The sequence below is a fragment of the Bradyrhizobium sp. I1.14.4 genome, assembly GCF_050435825.1.
Classification (GTDB): domain Bacteria; phylum Pseudomonadota; class Alphaproteobacteria; order Rhizobiales; family Xanthobacteraceae; genus Bradyrhizobium.
The window spans coordinates 122,865-140,655 of sequence record NZ_JBNDLA010000014.1 but is presented as its reverse complement, the minus strand read 5'-3'; the positions used below and the strand labels follow the sequence as shown (position 1 = coordinate 140,655).

Below are 17,791 nucleotides of genomic sequence, written 5' to 3'. Positions count from 1 at the left end.
GTCACATACGGGCGACCGCGCGAGAAGCCTTGAGTCCCGGCGATCGGCTGTGCCGCCCGCCGCCTTCCTTAGTCACCTATATCTTGGGTCACTTCTGGACCTGTACCTCCGTCTCGATGGTGCCTGCTTTCTGAAAAACGATTGCGCATTTGAAGGTCTCGCCCGGTGCGAGTACCTGACGCAACTGCAGCAGCATCACGTGATAACCGTCACGCTTCAGCTCGAGCGTTGCCTTGGCCGCGACTGGTATATTGGATATCGAGCGCATCGCAGGCGCGCCTTCGCCACGGTCGACGATGTGACGCTCGGAAAAATTCGCGACCGGGCAGCGGACGCGGAGCAGCGCGTCGGCGCTGTCGGCCTCGTTCTTGATCGTCATCGTCAAGGGAAGGTCCCCGCCCGCTTTATCGACCGCCGGTACACGCGCATCCACAATCTGCAGGGATTCGTTCGCGACGGCGTTATGTATCACTCCGAACGTGCCGATCAGGCAGAATAATGGCAACGCGATCCATGATCTGCACTTGACGGTCTTGCACGCAACGGCGCAATGCAACCCCCGCTCGAACGACATCAATTTCTCTCCCATCTTGCCCATCTTGATTTTTGCGCCATTGTTTCATGCTTCGCCGCGCGCTGCCAGCGATTGAAGCTCGGGAACCGCGCTTCATTGCGATTTCGACATGCATAGCGGTCATGCTAACTTTTTGCGCATGCGTGATCTCGATGCACTTCCGCCGGCTGAGCGCGATGCAGCGCATGCCGCTTGGAAAGATGTTCCTGGCTTCGTTTTTCTCCGGCATCGCGACGCCCGGCTTCGACCTTTCGGTTTGACGCCCCATCAGGAGTCTCATGCCGGCGGATTGAACGTCCGCGTGAAAAACACCGGCGCCCTGGCCTTCTTCAATCGGTAGAGCTGTGCCGGCCGGTTCGGCCCCTTGCGCATCTTCGCGACCGGTTCGATCAGGTCGGCGGCGAGCATGCGAGTGCGGAATGCGCTCTTCTCCAGCGGGCGATCAAGCACGATCTCATAGGTGCGCTGCAACTCCGGCAGCGTGAATTCCGATGGCATCAGATAGGCGGGCAGCGAAGTGTACTCGACCTTGCTGCGCAGGCGCTGGATCGCGGTTTGCAGGATCTCGCCATGGTCGAAGGCAAGCTTTGGCCTCACCTTTTCGCCCTCGACCGCGAACCACTGCGCATCCGCGGCCAGCGCTCCGCTGGCTGCATGCTCCGGCAGCAATGCGAAGTAGGCGTGCGTCGCAGACCAGCCACGCGGATCCCTCGACGCGCTGCCCCAGCTGCCGAGTTGCTCAAGATAGGGACTGATCACGCCGGTCTTGTCCTTCAGCTTGCGCGCCGCGCAGGCTTCGAGGTCGCGATCGCCGGCGATATCGACGAAGCCGCCGGGCAACGCCCAAGATCCTGGAAACGGCTCGGTTTCCGCCTTCGGGCGTTGAACCAGCAGGACCTGGAGCGCGTCTGACCTGATGGCGAAAATGACGACGTCGACTGTCGTCAGCGGCCTCGGAAAGTCGGGTTCCGGCTTCTCGGGCATGCTCTCCCCCGCTCCTCCTGACGGCGTGAACCGTTTCACGTCCCGGCTTGACAATAGCATACTTAGTTGTACAGTCCAACTAACTTAGTTGTTCAGACACACTTACTCTGGAGTGCACGCCATGTTCGGTCTCCGCTTCATCAAGGTCCAGCCGACCACCTATCTCATGAAATACCGCCGCGGCGCGGTGACCCAGCAGGGCGCCGGCCTGTCCGGCTTCTATTATGGGCCGGTCATCTCGCTGGTTGCAGTCCCGATCGGCAGCCGCGACGCCGCCTTCATCTTCCAGCAGATCGCGCGCGACTTTCAGGCGCTGACCATCCAAGGCCATGTCACCTACCGGATCAGCGAGCCGCAGAAGGCCGCCGCGATGCTCAACTTCACCCTCAAGGCCGACGGCAAGACCTATGAGTCCGACGACCCGGAAAAGCTGCCGCAGCGGATTCTCGCGACCGTCGAGGTGCTGGCGCAGCGGGCGGTGAAGGAGCTGACATTGAAGGAAGCCCTGCAGGCCGCCGACCGCATCGCCGGCCTGATCGAGGGCGAGCTGCGCGGCCGCGCCGACATCACCTCCCTCGGTCTCGAAATCCTGGGGGTCTCGATCCGCGGTGTGAAGCCGACGCCCGACACTGCCAAGGCGCTGGAGGCCGAAGCGCGCGAAGCGATCCTCAAGAGCGCCGACGAGGCGATCTTCGCGCGGCGCAACTTTGCGGTGGAGCAGGAACGCGCCATCCGCGAGAGCGAGCTCGACACCGAGATCGCCGTCGAGCAGAAGAAGCGCTCGATCCGGGAGACCCAGATGGATGCCGAAGCGAGCGTCGCGGCCAAGCAGGCCGAGCTGCGCGAGGCCGGCATGGTCGCCGACATCACGCTGGAGAGCAAGCGCAAGGACTTTGTTAGCCTGAATGCGGAGAACACCCGCACGCTGGCCGATGCCGAGGCCTACCGGGTCGGCGCACTGATGAAGATCTTCGAGGGCGTCGACACCCGCGTGATCCAGGCGCTGGCCGCAGCCGGCATGCAGCCGGGACAGCTGATCGCGCAGGCCTTCAGCAGCATTGCCGAAAAGGCCGAGAAGATCGGCCAGCTCAACGTCTCGCCCGATCTGCTCAACACGCTGCTGGAAAGGCCCGCTGTGGAGGCTCCCCGTGCCCGCCGACAATGACCGCAAGATCGTCCTCGTCACCCGCAAGACCCGGCTCGAGGAGCTGATCGCAAAATATCTGACGGCGGCGCAGGCCCGCTTCTATGTCGAGCATCTCGGCGCTGACTTCTCCGACTACCAGCGCGAGCACGATGTCTACCAGGGCGAGCGCCGCGTCACCGTGCAGGCGCTGGAGCAATGGGGCCGCTACCAGATCATCGACCGGAGTTTTCTGCCGAACTTCATCTTCGGCCGCTCCGACATCGTGGTGGCGCTCGGCCAGGACGGCGTCGTCGCCAACACGATGAAGTATCTCGACCGACATCCGCTGATCGGACTCAATCCGGACGCCAGGCGCTACGACGGCGTCCTGCTACCCTTCGTGCCGCGCGATCTCCCGGCCCTGCTGCGCGAGGTCGCATCCGACAAGCGCGGCCACAAGGCGGTGACGATGGCCAGGGCCGAGCTCACCAACGGCCAAGTGCTGTACGCCGTCAACGACCTCTTCATCGGTGCGCGCACGCATACGTCGGCGATCTACGAGATCGCGCTCGCCGAACAGAAGGAACGGCAGTCGTCGAGCGGCCTGATCGTCGCGACCGGGCTTGGCTCGACCGCCTGGTTCAAGAGCATCGTCACCGGCTCGCTCGCAATCGCCGGCGCCTTCGGCGGCAGCGGCAGCCCGCCCTATCTGCCGCAGGCATGGGACGCCGGCGTGCTCCGCTTTGCCGTGCGTGAGCCGTTTCCGAGCCGCACCTCGCAGGTGACCCTCGTCTGCGGCAGCCTCGAACGCACCGGGCATCTCAGTGTGCGTTCGCTGATGCCGGAGAACGGCGTGATCTTCAGCGACGGCATTGAGGCCGATCGGCTCGACTTCAATTCGGGGACGGAAGCGCAGATCACGGTCGCCGATCGCGAAGGCCGGCTGGTGGTGTGAGACGGCCGCACGCGCGTGGACGGGCATTCATTCAGGAATCGGGTGCAATTTTGCCAGCTGGTCGAGCGAGAGATGGGCTTCTCGATCGGTCAAGGGAAAGCGGACAATCACGTCCTGACGGGCCAGCTGTCCGACGAGCCCTTCCGACGACCATTTCTGCGGCTCAGGTCCGCGCAGACCTTCAACCCAAATGAAGTACCATTGCGTCATGGCAAGCGTCCGACGACCGGCATAGCTCAAGTTTGGCGCCTCGCTGGCGTATCTGCAACGGCTGATCGAGGATTCTTGTTGCCGCCGGATGCTTCGGCCGGCCCGCGCTTCCTGGACGCGCGCGCACTAGATTTTGGATTCGGCGTTCGATTCCGGGCTGCCTTGCCCCAGGCGCGGCTCCGTCCCAACCAGTAGCCGCTGGATGTTGGCGCGATGGCGCACAATCACATAAATGCTGCCTGCAATCACCAGTATCCGGTAGGGCAACGGTTGCTCGAGGCCGCAGATCAGGGCGATCGCCGTCAACGCCGCGAGCATCGAACTCAGGGAAACAATCCGGAAGATTGCCAGCGTAACGCCAAAAACGGTCACAGCACCCAAAGCCGCGAGCCAGGACAGCGCCAGCAGCACGCCGAGCCCCGTCGCGGCGGATTTGCCCCCCTGTAAAATTCAGCCAGATCGAGCGACCATGCCCCAGCAACGCGGCCAGTCCGGCCAGACCAACCGCCCAGGGCACCCAGGTTTGCAGGTCGAGTGCTGCCGGTGGCATGACGGACGGCAGTGTATAAAGCCAAGGATAAAACCAGCGGGCAAAGGCGATCGCCCCAGCACCTTTCAGGACATCGACCAGAAGAACCACCAGCGCAGGCCACTTCCCCAAGGTCCGCAATACGTTCGTTGCGCCAGTGGATTTGGAGCCGTGCTCCCGGATATCGATGCCCTTGAGCAATTTCCCCGCCAGATAGCCCGTCGGCGTCGCCCCGAAAAGGTAGGCGATCGCCAATCCCGTCACACTCGCTATCCAGAAAATCACGGGATTCACCTCGACCTTCTCACTTCAGTACGGCGTGCCGTCCTTGTGCAGGAAGCGGCCGTCGGAGCTCGGGCTCATCATGTCGATGTCGGAGCAGGTGATGACGTCGGTGCGCGAGCGCGAGCCGACCTCGAGATAGGTGGCGGTGATCTGCGACCTGTTGATCATGTGATGCCCGTTGCCGGAGTTTTTCGGAAACGCCGCACAATCACCAGCCCGCAGCACCGTCTCGCCGCCGTCCTCGATCAGCACCACCTCACCCGCGAGCACATAGACGAACTCGTTCTCGTCCGAATGCCAGTGGCGCTGGCTTGACCAGTTGCCCGGCGGCAGCTGCATCAGATTGACGCCGAAGTCGGCGAGCCCGCCGGCGTCGCCGAGACGTTGCCGCACCCGCTCCGCACATGGCACGGCGAATTCAGCCGGATAGCCGGTCCCCTTGCGTTCCGGCACTTTTGTCAGGTCGATCTTCGGCATGGCGTTTCCCCAGGGCAATGGCGGCAAGCGAATGCGCAATGCGCGGATGCACCTATCGCAACGCCGCGCCGGAATTGTGTCGCTTGACCGAGCGCGCAGTCAGCTGCGCCCGGCCAGATCCTTCGCCATCAGGATGTCGTCATAGTAGCGGCCGCCGATCTTCAACGCGTGCGTCTCCAGCCCGTACTCCACAAAGCCCGTGCTCTCGTAGAGCCGAACGGCCGGCACGTTGTCCTTTACCACAGCCAGTTGCACCAGCTCGACCGACTGCGCGGCGAGTTCGAGTGCGGCTTCGACCAGGGCGGCGGCCGACACCCGCGCGCCGCGCCGCCTGGCGCACATACATGCCAACCAGCGCGCCCTTGTGCTGCCGCTTCGGCCCTTCCGCCGCGACGAAGCCAACGATGCCTGCGAGTTCGCCGCCCCGAAACGCCCCAAGCATCACGGCGCCGTGCGCGAGCCGCTCCGCAAACCAGCCGACGGGATGCACGCTCTCCGTCTCATACGCACTGCCGAACGCCTCAGGGCTCAAGCGCAGCGCCTCGAGACGGATGTCGCGATAGAGAGCAGCGTCGGCATGCACAAGGCGGCGGATCTCGGTGGAATGCACGTTCATTCCGTGTCTCAACTTGCAGCTGCAGCATGGCCGATCGGCCGGCACATCGATCGCGCCGTCTATCGTGAGGCCTGGCTGTTCTAGCGGAATTGGAGCGGGTGAAGCGCGCCGATTCAATTTCTTCGAGCCGATTTCCCCCATATATCAGCAACTTAGGAGGACGACAAATACTTGTGTTGGAACGCTTTGTTGGACGTTTCATGGGATGTTGGTGGGCCGCCAGACGACAAACGCTCGGGACAGTGTTCGGCGAACGCGGCTACGCTGGCTAGCGCGTGGTCTTGGCACGACTACCCGGACCTTAGCAGCACCGCCGGATCCAAACGCGCCGCCCGCTCAGCGGGCAGAAGACCGAAGAGAACACCGACGAGACTGGAGCAGGCGATCGCGATCAACGCCATCTGTCCGTTGAACTCGACAGGCCAACCTAGAGCGGAGGGGACCACGCGTGCGCATACGTAGCCAACAATGAGTCCCAACAGGCCACCGATGGTGCACAGGAGCACGCCTTCCAATAGAAACTGTTTCCGTATGTCTTGTGGGCGGGCGCCGAACGCCAGTCGGACTCCGATCTCGTTGATCCGTTCAGTGACCGATACGAGCATGATGTTCATCACGCCAATGCCGCCGACCAGCAGGGAAATTCCCGAGAGCGTGGACACCAGCAAGGTGAACTGGCGATAGGCCCGGTCGCCCGTCTGGGCGATCTGGATGAGGTTTTGAATGCGAAAATCGTCAGCCTTGCGCCCCGTGATCCTGTGACGCAGCCGCAGCACGCGAGCAATTGCCGTTTCCGCTGCTTGCATCGACTGAGCGGACTCCGTCTTCACGAGGATCGTATGCACCGCATCCGGGTTGGCTTGACTGCGTCCGATCGTGAAGATTTTGGCGGACGACAACGGAATGAACAAGACGTCGTCCTGGTCCCGACCCGTGAAATCCTGACCCTTCTCGGCCAGCACTCCGATCACGAGATAGGACGAGCGGTCAATGCGGACGAAACGGCCAAGCGGGTCGCTGCCCCTGAACAGTTCACGGGCCAAAGTACGGCCGACAACCGCGACCTTTGCGGCCGATGCGACATGGTCGTCGTTAAGGAGTTGGCCTTCCGCGAGCCTCCAGCCCCGCGCTTCAAAAAATTTCGGCGTGACACCGGCGACCAGCGTCGACCAGTTCAGGTCCCCTGATATCGTCGTCTTCTGCTCACCGACGAACGGTGCCGCAATGTCAACGTCGGGTACCTCGCGAGCGATCGCCAGCGCATCGGCTGTCGTAAGCGAGAGGATGGTGCCCGCCTGATGTCGCACGCCCTGCGCGAGTTGCGCGCCGGGTTGCACAAGCAACAGATTTGAGCCAAGCGAATTTATCTGCCTCGAGATCTCCGCACGCGCCCCTTCCGCCACAGCGACGACAATCACGACAGCAGCAATGCCGATGACAATGCCGGTCACAGCGAGAATAGACCGCAATATATGCGCGCGTACCGACCGAAACGCCAGATCAACATAGTTGAACGATCGCATGGGAATCCCGCATTGAGCAAGAGTTCATGAGGTGTCGTGACGTCCCGATTCGCCGACGATGACGCCGTCCCGTAACCTGATCGTGCGCCGCGCGCACCCTGCGACCTCGGGGTCGTGCGTCACCAGCACGACCGTGAGTGCGGCGCGCTGCAATTCGCAGAGGAGCGCGAGAATGGCATCGCGCGTGCTGGTATCCAGTGCGCCGGTCGGTTCATCCGCCAGCAGAAGGTCGGGACCGTTGACAATCGCGCGCGCGATCGCAACGCGCTGCTGCTCTCCCCCCGACAGTTGGGCGGGCACATGGTGCATCCGGGGGCCGAGACCGACCCGTTCGAGCACCGTGCGCGCACGCGCCACCGGATTCCGCAGCGGCTCGGCTCGGTAGAGCAGCGGTAACGCGACATTCTCGAGCGCGGAGAGGCGCGGCAACAGGTTGAAGTTTTGAAAGACGATGCCGATGCGCCGATTGCGCAGCTCGCTCAAGCGGCTCTTCGACTGCACAAACACATTCTCGCCGTGAAGAAGGTAACGCCCGCATGACGGCTGGTCGAGGCAGCCCAGGATCGAAAGCAAGGTCGATTTTCCCGATCCCGAGGGACCCACAACGGCGACGAATTCCCCGCGATCGATCTTAAGACAGACGTCCGAAAGCGCCTGAACGGTTTGGCTGCCGAGCCGGTGTTGCTTGTGGATCTGATCGAGGGTGACGAGCGAACTCATGCGCCAACTGCCGGGTGGCTCCACTAAGGTTTACTCCGATAACCGATGGCAACCCGTTCACCTATTTGGAGATCTGGCGAAAGGATCTGGGTCAGGGAATCTCCGCTAGCACCCAGTGACACCGCGGCGGACTTCAACGCGCCCGATTTCGTGCGGACCCAGATCACCCCCTTTCCGGGAGCGGGGTTGCTTGCGCCGTCCTGCTTTGGCCGAAAACTCAGCGCAGCGTTGGGAACGACCATCGCGTCTTGTTGCTCCTGAACCACGATGCGGACGTCCGCGGTCATGCCGGGAAGCAACAAGTCTTCGGGATTGGGTGCCGAAATCATCACGGTGTAGGTCACCACGTTTTGCACCATCCGTGCCGCCTTTCGGATCTCAAGCACGCGGCCTTCGAACGTGCGCCCGGGATATGAGTCGACGCCGAATAGAGCGCGCTGCCCGGTTCGCACCGCGCCGATGTCGGCCTCGCTGACGGATGCATCGACGCGCATATCCGAAAGATCGCGTGCGATCGTGAACAGTGTCGGCGCCTGCAGGCTCGCGGCCACGGTTTGACCAAGCTCGACGCTGCGCCGAATGACAACGCCGTCGATCGGCGATTTGATGATGCTTCGCTCGAGATCGAGCCGAACCCGTTCGAGAGAAGCGCGCGCAGCCATCACTCCGGCCGCGCGAATCTGCTCACGCGCCTTGGTCGCGGACAATTCGGAGGCGAGCGATCGAGCCGTCATCTGCGCGCGCTCGGCGTCACGCTGGGAAACACTGCCGTTCCTGCTGAGCGTGCTCTTGACCTGAAGATCGCGCAGGGCGTCATCGTGGCGTGCCTGTGCGCCCTCGACGGCTGACTTGGCCTCCTCGTGCTGTGCCAACGCGACCGCAAGGGCGGCATCCGCTTCCTTGACCTGGACTTCAAAGGTCGCGCTGTCGAGCGCCGCAAGCGGCTCACCGGCCCGGACGCGGGAATTGTGATCGGCCATCAATTTGGCGACCTGACCCGACAGCTGGGAGCTGACCTCGACCGTGTCGACCGCTTCGAGCGTTCCGGAGGCGGTGACATTCTGCACGACGTTGTCGCGGGCGATGCTGACATAGCGCAGCTCGTCGCGATCGTCCCCGATCGCGGAGACCGAGTTGTCCGGGACCCACAGCGGATAAGTGACGGCAATCGCCAAAGCTCCCAGCGCTACACGCACCAGAAGGCTTCGAGAGAAACTCGGCTGATTGTCCGTGCGAATGGTGATCTCGCCGCGCTAGCTGATGCGGTGCTCCATTTTAAGGATAGGCGCCTTTCGTTCTGCTGCCGCTGGCAGCGCAAGCGTCTCAGATAGATTGAGACATACGCGCGCCGCCGCGGAGTGCGATCGGAAGCGATCGCTGTCGGCTGGATCAGGGTATGATGACCGCGGTATGCGGACTGTTGGCTGAGGGCGCCGTCTTTCCGGCCGTGACCGGTGGTGGTGTCTTCAGGGTGCCGTTGCCGGGATTGGCATTGGTGTTGGGCTGCGTGAAGTGATGCGTGAGCAACGACCCTATTTCGGCCGCTGGGGTTGTGTGATCTGCACCGGACAGCGGGCTTCCCTGACCCGGCACGGTGTCGGCTGACCGTCCATTGGTTTTGACGAACGGGTTGCTGGAGGTCGTCAGGCCGCCGGCACCCACCGCCGTGAACAGATGGTCGGATGCCTGACCGGGGTAGGTCCCCGCAAGCAATGATACGCCTGCCGCAAGGATTGCGAATGTTCTCATCATCAACTCCTGTTTGGTTTGCGTACGCCGAGGCGCGCCAGGTTCGCTGACAGCGCCGAACGGTTGAATGCAGTTGACCGGCCGCGGTTCCTATTTCTCGCGGAATAACGTGCAATGTCCGCGATGACGAATGAGTTAGTTTCTGACAGAGGAGTCAGAATCATCGAAATCGTGGACGATCCCTTCTGAATGCCAGAATCCTTGGAGCGCGATGCCTACGCCAGACGCGACGGGTCGGCGTTGATACGTCGACCGTGAACTCGGGTGGCGTTACGTCCCGGAAGGTCTCTCACAAGGGCGTGCTCGGCGCGTTGGCGCCAGATCGGCAGCTCCGCTCCGCAAGATGAGAAGAGCAAGCCAGCCGTCGAGATCGGCCTGTGTCTCAAGGAGGTCAACTAGTGAGCGCGGCGTTCAAAAGCGAGCCAGATCGCAGAAAGGCGCAGGGCGGGTAGAAATCGTAGGATGGAGCGGGTGAAGGGAAGCAAACCTTCGTATCCAGCTTGGGAGGTCCAAAAAAACTATAGTGTTTCCAAAAGCCGCTTTGACATTTTCGGCGTTTTTGGCGCATTGAGATCGCTACAGAATTTCCCGTTGTCAGAACGGTGACGAACTGCCGACCAATCCGCTGCACGGACGATCCGCGGTGGGGCCGATCCGCGTATCCCTCGACGTGCTCAGAGTGCGCCCGGCTCCGGCAAGCTCTCCGGAGTCAGTTGCTGACGAGCCGCCCCGAGTTCTTGCTAGGCCGCCGACTGGCCTCGATCTGCTGCGTCTGGCTCACGTCGAACTGGCTCCGACCGCTTCGCCAGTCACCGTGAAATGCGCTTCGACCGGTCTTCCGGCCTTGCGGTTGATCGGCAGAATGTCCTGCGGACAGGCAGAGAAGGCGATCACCAGATCCATTTCGGCGCGCAGGCGCACGTAGCCGCCAGGCACCGGCCGCGGCGGCGCCGCAAAACCGAGTGCGCCGTCCGCGCTCCAGGGAATATTCATGAAAAGATTGAGCGGGCTCGGTACCTCCGGCGGCACGAGGCCGAGTTCCGCCATTCCCGCAAAGAGATTGTCAGTGCAATTGTCATGGTGACCGTCGACGCCGAGGAAGGTGTAACGATAGCGATCACACGCCGCAATCAGCGTGTCATGCACGCCGCCCGAAGTGTCTTCAGTCATGGTCAGGATCGGCCGGCGCTTGTTGGTGCGCAGCACATCTCCCGGTTTCGGTACCAGATGAAGCGTATGGGCCCGGGTGTGCTCGTTCGACATGAACTCGGCAAGATCGCCGCGGTTGAAGGCCCAGGTGTCGACGACTTGCTCGCCATGGGTGTTGATGACGGTGATCGTCTGTCCGGCAGCAACAAGGGCGGCCTTGCCGCGCCGAGCGGGAATTTCGATGCGCGTTTCCATCACACCGGCTCCTCACCGTTTGAAGGCGATCAAGTCGATCTCGATGATACCGCCGCGCGCCAGGTCGGTAACACCGACCGTGGTCCGCCCGGGCCGGCGATCTGCGTTGAAGTAGGTCGAGAAGATCGCATTCATGGCGGCGTAGTCGCGCTTGAAATCGGTCAGATAGATGCGGACGAAGACGACGTTGGCAAAGGCCAGCCCGCAGCCCCTGAGCACGCGGGCCAGATTATCCATCACCTTGCGCGTCTGCGCCTCGATGCCCGGCGGAATCGGAAGATCGTCATCATCGGGATCAGTGGCAAGCTGTCCCGTTACGAACACGAACGGTCCGGCCTCGACGGCGTGGCTATAGGGCGCAACCGGCTTCGGCGCATCGGGCAACAGATGGAAAATCGGATCCATGGCATTCCTCCTTGATCAAGGTTCAGCGTCCGCCGTTCGCGACGTGTCCTGCGTAGCGCTGGATGAATTGGCGAGCGCGCTCGGTTTCGGGACTGGAGAAGAACGGCTCCGGGGCGGCCGTCTCGACCACCCGCCCACGGTCGAGGAACAGGATCCGCGTCGCCGCATCGCGCGCAAACCCCATCTCGTGGGTCACCACCACCATGGTTCTGCCCTCACGGGCCAGCTCACGCATCACCACCAACACCTCGCCGACAAGCTCGGGATCGAGCGCACTGGTGGGCTCGTCGAACAACAGAAGATCGGGCCGCATCGCGAGCGCGCGTGCGATTCCGACGCGCTGCTTCTGCCCTCCCGACAATTTGGCCGGGAAAGAATCGCGCTTGTCGCCGAGTCCGACCTTTGCGAGCAGTTCCAGCGCCTCGTCCCGCACCTCGGCCTTGGGCCGCTTCTGCACCTGCACCGGCGCCTCCATCAGGTTTTGCAGTACCGTGAGATGGGGCCAGAGCGCGAAATGCTGAAACACCATGCCGATCCGGGTCCTGATCCGCGACAGCTCGCGGTCGTTCATGACCAGCCCGGCGCCGTTGACCCCGATCTGCGCGCCGTTCAGATAGATCTGGCCGGCATCGGGCCGCTCGAGCCAGTTGATGCAGCGTAGCAGCGTCGATTTCCCCGAGCCGGAAGGACCGAGCACGCAGACCGTCTCGCCCTTCGCGACCTGAAAGCTGATGTCCGAGAGCACCTCGAGCGCGCCAAAGCGCTTCGACACCCCGGCCACGTCGAGAACCCTGCTCCCCACTGTCATCTCGGATACCTAGCGTCTCGCCGCGGCCAGGCGATCGATCGAGCCGACGCCCGCCTCGATCACGAGGCACAGGCCCCAATAGAGAAACACCGCGGTGATGAATGCCGCGAACGGCACGTAATGCCGGGACTGGATCGAGCTTGCGGCGTGGGTCAGCTCCGGCAAAGCGATGATGGTCAGGAATGCGCTATCCTTGATGATCTGGATCATCTGATTACCGATCACGGGCCCGGCGGCAAGCAGCAGCGGCGGCAGCACGATGCGGCGGAACAGCGCGATGTTGGAGAAGCCGAAGGCGACCCCGGCCTCGATCGGCTCGCGCGGCTGCGTCATCCAGGCACCGCGCAATATCTCAGCCATGTAAGCGGCGTTATAGATCGTCAGGGCAACGAGACCGGAGGTCCAGTTGTCCAGCCTGATGCCGAGCGACGGCAGCCCGTAATAGACGATATAGGCGAACAGCAGGAACGGGACACAGCGCATGCCGTCGACGAAGCCGCGCACGACGCCGGCAAGCCGGCGCCGTTTCGACATCAACGCCGGAGTCAGGACGAATCCGATCAGGAGTGCGGCCACAGCCGACAGTACCGACAGGATCGTGGTGTTGCCCAGCCCGTTCAGCAGAAGGCCGCGCTCGCTCCATACAATGCCGAAATCGTGGATCATGCCGCCGCCTCGGCCGTGATCTGGCGCCGCTCGATCCAGCGCTGCAGGGACACAAGCGCAAACACGATCGGCGCATAGAGCGCCACCGCGACCAGAAACGGCGGCAGCGGTTCGTAGGTCTCTGCGCCGATCCGCACCGCCGCCCGCGTGATATCGACGACGCCGACCACCGCGAGCACCGGGGTCACCTTGATCAAGAGCGACATCTCGTTGACGAGGCCCGGCAGACTGACGCGGGCGATCTGCGGCAGCACGATACGGCGGAAGCGCAGGCCGGCACTCATGCCGACCGATTGCGCAGCTTCATATTGATCCTTGGGGAAATTCATCAGCGACGCGCGCCAGACCTCGCAGTTGAACGCCGCCGTGTTCATGACGAGCGCAAGGATGGCGGCCGAGATCGGGCCGATGGCGATTCCGATATTGGGTAGCGCGAAGAACAGGAGCAGCAGCAAGGTCACGAGCGGGGTTGCGCGCAGGATGCTGACATAGACGGCAACGATGCGCGCAACGACCGGCACGTCGGCCCAGCGCAGTACTGCAAGGCCAAGGCCGATCGGCAGCCCAATCAGGATGCCGACCAGCGACAGCGTCACTGTCACCACGGCACCCCCAAGAATGGCCAATATGTCACCACCGCTCATGACCGATCAGCTCGCACCGGCCAAGTCAGAACTCGGGTTCGAACGAAACCGGCAGATCGGGGAAGGATTGCCCGAACCACTTCTTCTGCAGCTCGGCAAACCGACCGCTCTCCTTTTCCTTGGCGATGAAGCCGTTCAGGAATTCCACGAGCTCGGTATTGCCCTTGGCCACGGCCCAGGCCGGAAACGACTTTCCCGACACGGCCTGTCCCAATTCGAAGACGCCCGGCTTCTCGGTGACCAGCGTCTGCAGATTGATGACCGTGTTGACGACATAGTCGACGCGGCCGAGCGCCAGATCCTGATAGGCTTCCGGATAGGATGTATACTCGACGATCTTGCCGAGCTTGCCGCCGTCCTTCTCCAGCATCGTGCCGAGTTCAGGCAGCCGCCCCAGCAGGGCGCTGCCGGCCTGCACGCCGACCGTCTTGCCGTTCAGGTCCTTGATCGACGAGATGCTCTTGTCGTCCTTGCGCTTGACGTAATAGTGCGTGGCGTCCGCGATCGGGCTCGTGAAATCCAGCGATTGCCTGCGCTCCTTGGTGATGATCGCGGCCGTGATGGCGACGTCATATTTGCCGGTGCTCACGCCGGCGAGAATGCCGGTCCACGGCAGGACCTGCTGTTTGATCTCGAAGGGAGCGTATTTGCGCAGATCCTCGATCAGCTCGTTGTCGAAGCCGGTCGGCTTGCCGTCCTTCACGAACTCGAAGGGACGGAAATCGTCCTCGGTCGCGGCGATCAGTCCGCGCTTCTTGATCTCATCGAGGCTGCCAGCCCGCACACTGCCAGCGAGCAACGGCATTGCCGTGAGCGCGGCCACGAGGCCCAGCGCCAGGCGTCGTGAGATCGGACTGAAGCGAGCGAGCGAACAGGTCTTCATAATGAGTCTCCTTTTCGTTGGCGTATCGGTCGAAGATCAATCGAAGCTAAATCCGTGGGCACGCAGATAGGGTGGAAACGCCGCGCCTTCGGCCTTCGCTGCCTGGCGCGCCTTGTCCTCGGACCAGCCATAGAAGGCTGCCTCGCCGAACTCGGCGTTGGAGCGCTGCTGCTCCTTCGCGATCGCGTGCAGCGCGTCCCGCCGCCGGTCGTAATCGTCGATACCGGCTTCGAGCCCATTGTCGTCGTAGCGGTCGTTATGGGCCGTCACGCTGCGCGGCAGCCGCAGGCTCACATGGCCCTCGCCCTGCGGATAGCCGAGGCACAGTCCGGTGACGGGAAAGACGAGGTCGGGCAAGCCGAGAATAGCGGCGACGCTATCGACCTCGTTGCGGATCACGCTGATTGGACAGGCCCCGAGGCCGACCGATTCCGCCGACAGGATCATGGTCTGCATGGCGAGCGCCGCGTCGATGCTGGCGTTGAAGAAGCCTTCCAGCGTTCCGTTCTCGACTGGCTTGCCGCGCATCTCGCCGATGCGTTGCAACCGCCTGGCGTCGCCGAGGAAGACGAAGAAGACCGGCGCGATCCCGATCCATGGCATCGCTGGAAACAGCTTGCCGATGGCGGCGCGCCTTTCAGGATCGCGCACGCGCAGGATCGAGGCCTGCTGGAAATCGGATTTCGCAGAGGCACTGAGTGCGCAGGCGACGAGCAGGTCGAGAAGCGCCTCGGCCGGCATCCTGTCGCTGTAGCGCCGCACAGTTTTCCTCGACAGGACGCGGCGGATCAGATCACCCTCCTCGGCCCCCTCGCCCAAGGGACCACCATCGCCAAAACGCCGCGCAACCGCCTCCGAACAGGCCGACATCAGCTGGTCCTCCCGGTAGAGCGACGAATGATCGATGGGCCCGGCCGCGATGCCGTGATGGCCAGTGTTGCAAGTTGTGGTTCTAGACGGTCCATCGCCAACTCCACACCGGCCTTCCAAAACCCTGGGCTTGGCACCGACCGGACTTGCCAGGCCTGGCTACCCGGGATTTCGTCCGGCCAACTCATGGCCAAGAATTGGAGCAAGGGACATGCCAGATGGGTCTCTGCGCGTCCGGCGACTGCGAGCGTGAACTTCCAGGCCAATCATCCTGCGAAACACACCGGACAATAAGATAAATCGCTCGCATCGGTCGATTGTGGCCAAGCCAGAATGCGAAGCATGCTTCGCAATTGTCCGCATGCAGTCTCGTCGGCGCGGTCTCGCCAAGGTCCGCACTGCCGTTTTTGAGGCAGATTGCACAGATAATAGTCGCGAGACCGCGACGGAGATCGGATCAATCAACCGCACCTGGAGCGCCGGCTGTTCCCGAGTGCGCCGCCACGATCTTCTGCATCATGGCAATGAAGCGCTTCTGGTCCACCTTGCCGAGACCGGCCACGGTTTCGAGATGGGCCGCTCTCACCGATCTCTCCATCTTGCGCAGCAACGCAGCGCCGGCTGGCGTCAAGCGGCAGAGCTGCGACCGACGATCATGGTGTGCGGTTGCGCGATCAACAAAGCAACGCGATTGCAACCGCTTGAGTGCCCCCGTGGTCGTCGTGCGATCGAGCGCGATGTCGGCGGCCAACGTCGTCTGATCAGCGGTTCCACGCTTCGCGAGCGCGGTGAGGAGGCTGTACTGCAGCGGCGTGATCTCGAACGCTGCGCATCTTTCCTGGAACAAGGCGACGTGAATCTGATGCAGCCGCCGGATCAGGTAACCCGGCCGTTCCTCGAGCGGCCACAGGCCCTTGGTCTTCCCGCTTCTTGCTGCCATCAGGTTCGTTCCCCGGCGCGGTGCCGTGCCGTCTGCATGAATTTGAAGCTGTCTATGCCACGGAAACTGGTGTAAGAAAATACGAAGTATACTTCGCAATTGCATGGCGGCAGGCACCGCCGGGCGGGAGAGGAGATCGGCGATGTCGATGATTACCAGCTTCGACCTGCTTCTGCGCGGAGGCCGCGTCATCGATCCCGCCTCGGCCGTCGATGGCGTGAAGGACGTCGCCATCCGCAACGGAAAGATCGCCGCTGTGCAATCGGACATCCTGCCGAGCAGCGCGCAGGAAGTTGTCGATGTGAGCGGCACGATCGTGCTGCCAGGGCTGATCGACACCCACGCCCATGTCTATCAGTATGTCACAGGCCGCTTCGGCATGAACGCCGACATGGTAGGCGTCCAGTCCGGCGTCACGACGCTGGTCGACCAGGGCGGGCCCTCCTGCATGACCCTTCCTGGCTTCCGGCACTTCATCGCCGAGAAATCGTCGTCACGCACCTATGCCTTCCTCTCGGCCTATCTCGTCGGTGGACTGGAAGGACATTATTATCCGAACCTCTACCGGCCCGACTGCGTCGATATCGACGCCACCGTGAAGGCCGCGACCGCGAACCGCGACCTCGTCCGCGGCATCAAGGCCCATGCCGAGATCGGCGGCTTCGCACGCTGGGGCATTCGCGTCATCGAGATGGCGGCGGAGATCGGGCGCCGCGCCGATCTCCCGGTCTATGTGCACTTTGGACAATTGTGGGGCCTGCCGGAGAGCGGCACCAACGGCGAGCATGTCGACACCATCCTGGAGCGCGTGATTCCGCTGCTGCGCTCCGGCGACATTCTGGCCCATCCCTTCACGCGGCATCCCGGCGGCTTCGTCAATCGCGAGGGCGAGGTGCATCCGGTAATCCAGGCCGCGCTCGACCGCGGGCTGCGCGTCGATGTCGGCCACGGCAGCCACTTCTCCTATCGCCTTGCCAGCAAGGCGATTGCGTCCGGAATCGTGCCGACCACGCTCGGTGCCGACATTCACGGCTACAACACCCACGTGCCGGCGCCGGCCGGCACACCCGAAGAGCACGCAGATGACGAAAACCATCCTTTCGCGGGTCAGGCGAAATTCAGCCTGGTGCAGGCGATGAGCTCGATGATGGCGCTCGGCCTCACGCTGGAGCAGGTAGTGCCTATGGTGACCTCGAATCCGGCCGAGATGCTCGGCCTTTCCGACCAGATCGGCGCGCTCAAGCCCGGCATGGATGCCGATATCAGCGTGCTCGCCGAGAAGCCCGGCCGGCATGTCCTGCGCGACAATGACAAAACCGAAGTGATCGCAGACCGGCTGCTGCAGCCGGTGTTTTGCCTGCGCGCCGGCGTCCGCCACGATGCGGTCGCTCCCATCCTTCCGCAGGCCGTGGCGGCCTGACCG

21 protein-coding genes and 2 pseudogenes are annotated in these 17,791 nt (G+C 62.9%); 4 read left to right on the top strand and 19 right to left on the bottom strand.

Features of this window, described 5'->3' with window-relative positions; translation table 11 throughout:
- Positions 1-88: 88 nt before the first annotated feature.
- Positions 89-598 (bottom strand): copper chaperone PCu(A)C, encoded by a 510-nt coding sequence (locus ABIB78_RS25655; RefSeq protein WP_429029364.1) that lies wholly within the window; start codon positions 596-598, stop codon positions 89-91.
- A gap of 23 nt (positions 599-621) precedes the next feature.
- On the opposite strand from ABIB78_RS25655, the gene ABIB78_RS25650 reads away from it, so the two are divergent.
- Positions 622-834, top strand: coding sequence for a hypothetical protein (locus tag ABIB78_RS25650; protein WP_429029363.1), 213 nt, complete (start codon positions 622-624; stop codon positions 832-834).
- A gap of 16 nt (positions 835-850) precedes the next feature.
- Here ABIB78_RS25650 and ABIB78_RS25645 read toward each other — a convergent pair whose 3' ends face one another.
- Positions 851-1,558, bottom strand: a complete 708-nt coding sequence (locus ABIB78_RS25645; protein ID WP_429029362.1) for an NUDIX hydrolase — start codon at positions 1,556-1,558, stop codon at positions 851-853.
- A 121-nt stretch (positions 1,559-1,679) separates the two neighbouring features.
- Here ABIB78_RS25645 and ABIB78_RS25640 point away from each other — a divergent pair, with 121 nt between their 5' ends.
- Positions 1,680-2,723 carry an SPFH domain-containing protein gene (locus ABIB78_RS25640; RefSeq protein ID WP_429029361.1) on the top strand — a complete coding sequence of 348 codons (1,044 nt, stop codon included), beginning with the start codon at positions 1,680-1,682 and terminating at the stop codon, positions 2,721-2,723.
- Positions 2,707-3,639, top strand: coding sequence for a sugar kinase (locus ABIB78_RS25635; RefSeq protein WP_429029360.1), 933 nt, complete (start codon positions 2,707-2,709; stop codon positions 3,637-3,639). Before ABIB78_RS25640 ends, ABIB78_RS25635 begins: the two co-directional genes overlap by 17 nt.
- Positions 3,640-3,666: 27 nt before the next feature.
- Here the strand turns inward: ABIB78_RS25635 and ABIB78_RS25630 are convergent, their stop codons facing one another.
- The 17 genes and pseudogenes from ABIB78_RS25630 to ABIB78_RS25550 all read right to left on the bottom strand — a co-directional run bounded on the left by ABIB78_RS25630 (position 3,667) and on the right by ABIB78_RS25550 (position 16,560).
- A complete protein-coding gene (locus tag ABIB78_RS25630) occupies positions 3,667-3,879 on the bottom strand; it encodes a hypothetical protein (RefSeq protein ID WP_429029359.1) in 213 nt (70 codons plus the stop codon).
- Positions 3,880-3,975: 96 nt separating this feature from the next.
- A pseudogene (plsY, locus tag ABIB78_RS25625) lies at positions 3,976-4,663 on the bottom strand (glycerol-3-phosphate 1-O-acyltransferase PlsY).
- A gap of 24 nt (positions 4,664-4,687) precedes the next feature.
- Complete coding sequence (locus tag ABIB78_RS25620) at positions 4,688-5,140, bottom strand: cupin domain-containing protein (RefSeq protein WP_429029358.1); 453 nt, start codon at positions 5,138-5,140, stop codon at positions 4,688-4,690.
- Positions 5,141-5,239: 99 nt separating this feature from the next.
- Complete coding sequence (locus ABIB78_RS25615) at positions 5,240-5,482, bottom strand: GNAT family N-acetyltransferase (RefSeq protein ID WP_429029397.1); 243 nt, start codon at positions 5,480-5,482, stop codon at positions 5,240-5,242.
- Between the two features lie 28 nt (positions 5,483-5,510).
- Positions 5,511-5,756 (bottom strand): annotated as a pseudogene (locus ABIB78_RS25610) (GNAT family N-acetyltransferase); the annotation flags it as partial.
- Positions 5,757-6,046: 290 nt separating this feature from the next.
- Positions 6,047-7,279: an ABC transporter permease gene (locus ABIB78_RS25605; RefSeq protein ID WP_429029357.1), complete on the bottom strand. Its 1,233-nt coding sequence runs from the start codon at positions 7,277-7,279 to the stop codon at positions 6,047-6,049.
- 24 nt (positions 7,280-7,303) lie between these two features.
- Positions 7,304-7,999 carry an ABC transporter ATP-binding protein gene (locus ABIB78_RS25600; protein ID WP_429029356.1) on the bottom strand — a complete coding sequence of 232 codons (696 nt, stop codon included), beginning with the start codon at positions 7,997-7,999 and terminating at the stop codon, positions 7,304-7,306.
- Between the two features lie 23 nt (positions 8,000-8,022).
- Positions 8,023-9,066 (bottom strand): efflux RND transporter periplasmic adaptor subunit, encoded by a 1,044-nt coding sequence (locus ABIB78_RS25595; protein WP_429029396.1) that lies wholly within the window; start codon positions 9,064-9,066, stop codon positions 8,023-8,025.
- A gap of 322 nt (positions 9,067-9,388) precedes the next feature.
- Positions 9,389-9,748: a hypothetical protein gene (locus tag ABIB78_RS25590; RefSeq protein ID WP_429029355.1), complete on the bottom strand. Its 360-nt coding sequence runs from the start codon at positions 9,746-9,748 to the stop codon at positions 9,389-9,391.
- 777 nt (positions 9,749-10,525) lie between these two features.
- A complete protein-coding gene (locus tag ABIB78_RS25585) occupies positions 10,526-11,152 on the bottom strand; it encodes a DUF1989 domain-containing protein (protein WP_429029354.1) in 627 nt (208 codons plus the stop codon).
- Between the two features lie 12 nt (positions 11,153-11,164).
- Complete coding sequence (locus ABIB78_RS25580; RefSeq protein ID WP_429029353.1) at positions 11,165-11,557, bottom strand: RidA family protein; 393 nt, start codon at positions 11,555-11,557, stop codon at positions 11,165-11,167.
- A gap of 22 nt (positions 11,558-11,579) precedes the next feature.
- On the bottom strand, positions 11,580-12,365 hold the full coding sequence (locus ABIB78_RS25575; protein ID WP_429029352.1) for an amino acid ABC transporter ATP-binding protein: 786 nt from the start codon (positions 12,363-12,365) through the stop codon (positions 11,580-11,582).
- 9 nt (positions 12,366-12,374) lie between these two features.
- Positions 12,375-13,031, bottom strand: coding sequence for an amino acid ABC transporter permease (locus ABIB78_RS25570; protein WP_429029351.1), 657 nt, complete (start codon positions 13,029-13,031; stop codon positions 12,375-12,377).
- Complete coding sequence (locus ABIB78_RS25565; protein WP_429029350.1) at positions 13,028-13,675, bottom strand: amino acid ABC transporter permease; 648 nt, start codon at positions 13,673-13,675, stop codon at positions 13,028-13,030. Before ABIB78_RS25565 ends, ABIB78_RS25570 begins: the two co-directional genes overlap by 4 nt.
- A 25-nt stretch (positions 13,676-13,700) precedes the next feature.
- Entirely contained in the window at positions 13,701-14,558 is an 858-nt protein-coding gene (locus ABIB78_RS25560; RefSeq protein ID WP_429029349.1) for a transporter substrate-binding domain-containing protein, read from the bottom strand.
- Positions 14,559-14,594: 36 nt separating this feature from the next.
- Positions 14,595-15,428, bottom strand: coding sequence for a nitroreductase family protein (locus ABIB78_RS25555; protein WP_429029348.1), 834 nt, complete (start codon positions 15,426-15,428; stop codon positions 14,595-14,597).
- Positions 15,429-15,885: 457 nt separating this feature from the next.
- Positions 15,886-16,560 (bottom strand): MarR family winged helix-turn-helix transcriptional regulator, encoded by a 675-nt coding sequence (locus tag ABIB78_RS25550; RefSeq protein WP_429029347.1) that lies wholly within the window; start codon positions 16,558-16,560, stop codon positions 15,886-15,888.
- Here ABIB78_RS25550 and ABIB78_RS25545 point away from each other — a divergent pair.
- The gene (locus tag ABIB78_RS25545; protein ID WP_429029346.1) at positions 16,511-17,788 is read left to right on the top strand and encodes an amidohydrolase/deacetylase family metallohydrolase; all 1,278 of its coding nucleotides are present in this window, start codon (positions 16,511-16,513) and stop codon (positions 17,786-17,788) included. The genes ABIB78_RS25550 and ABIB78_RS25545 overlap by 50 nt on opposite strands.
- Positions 17,789-17,791: the final 3 nt, after the last annotated feature.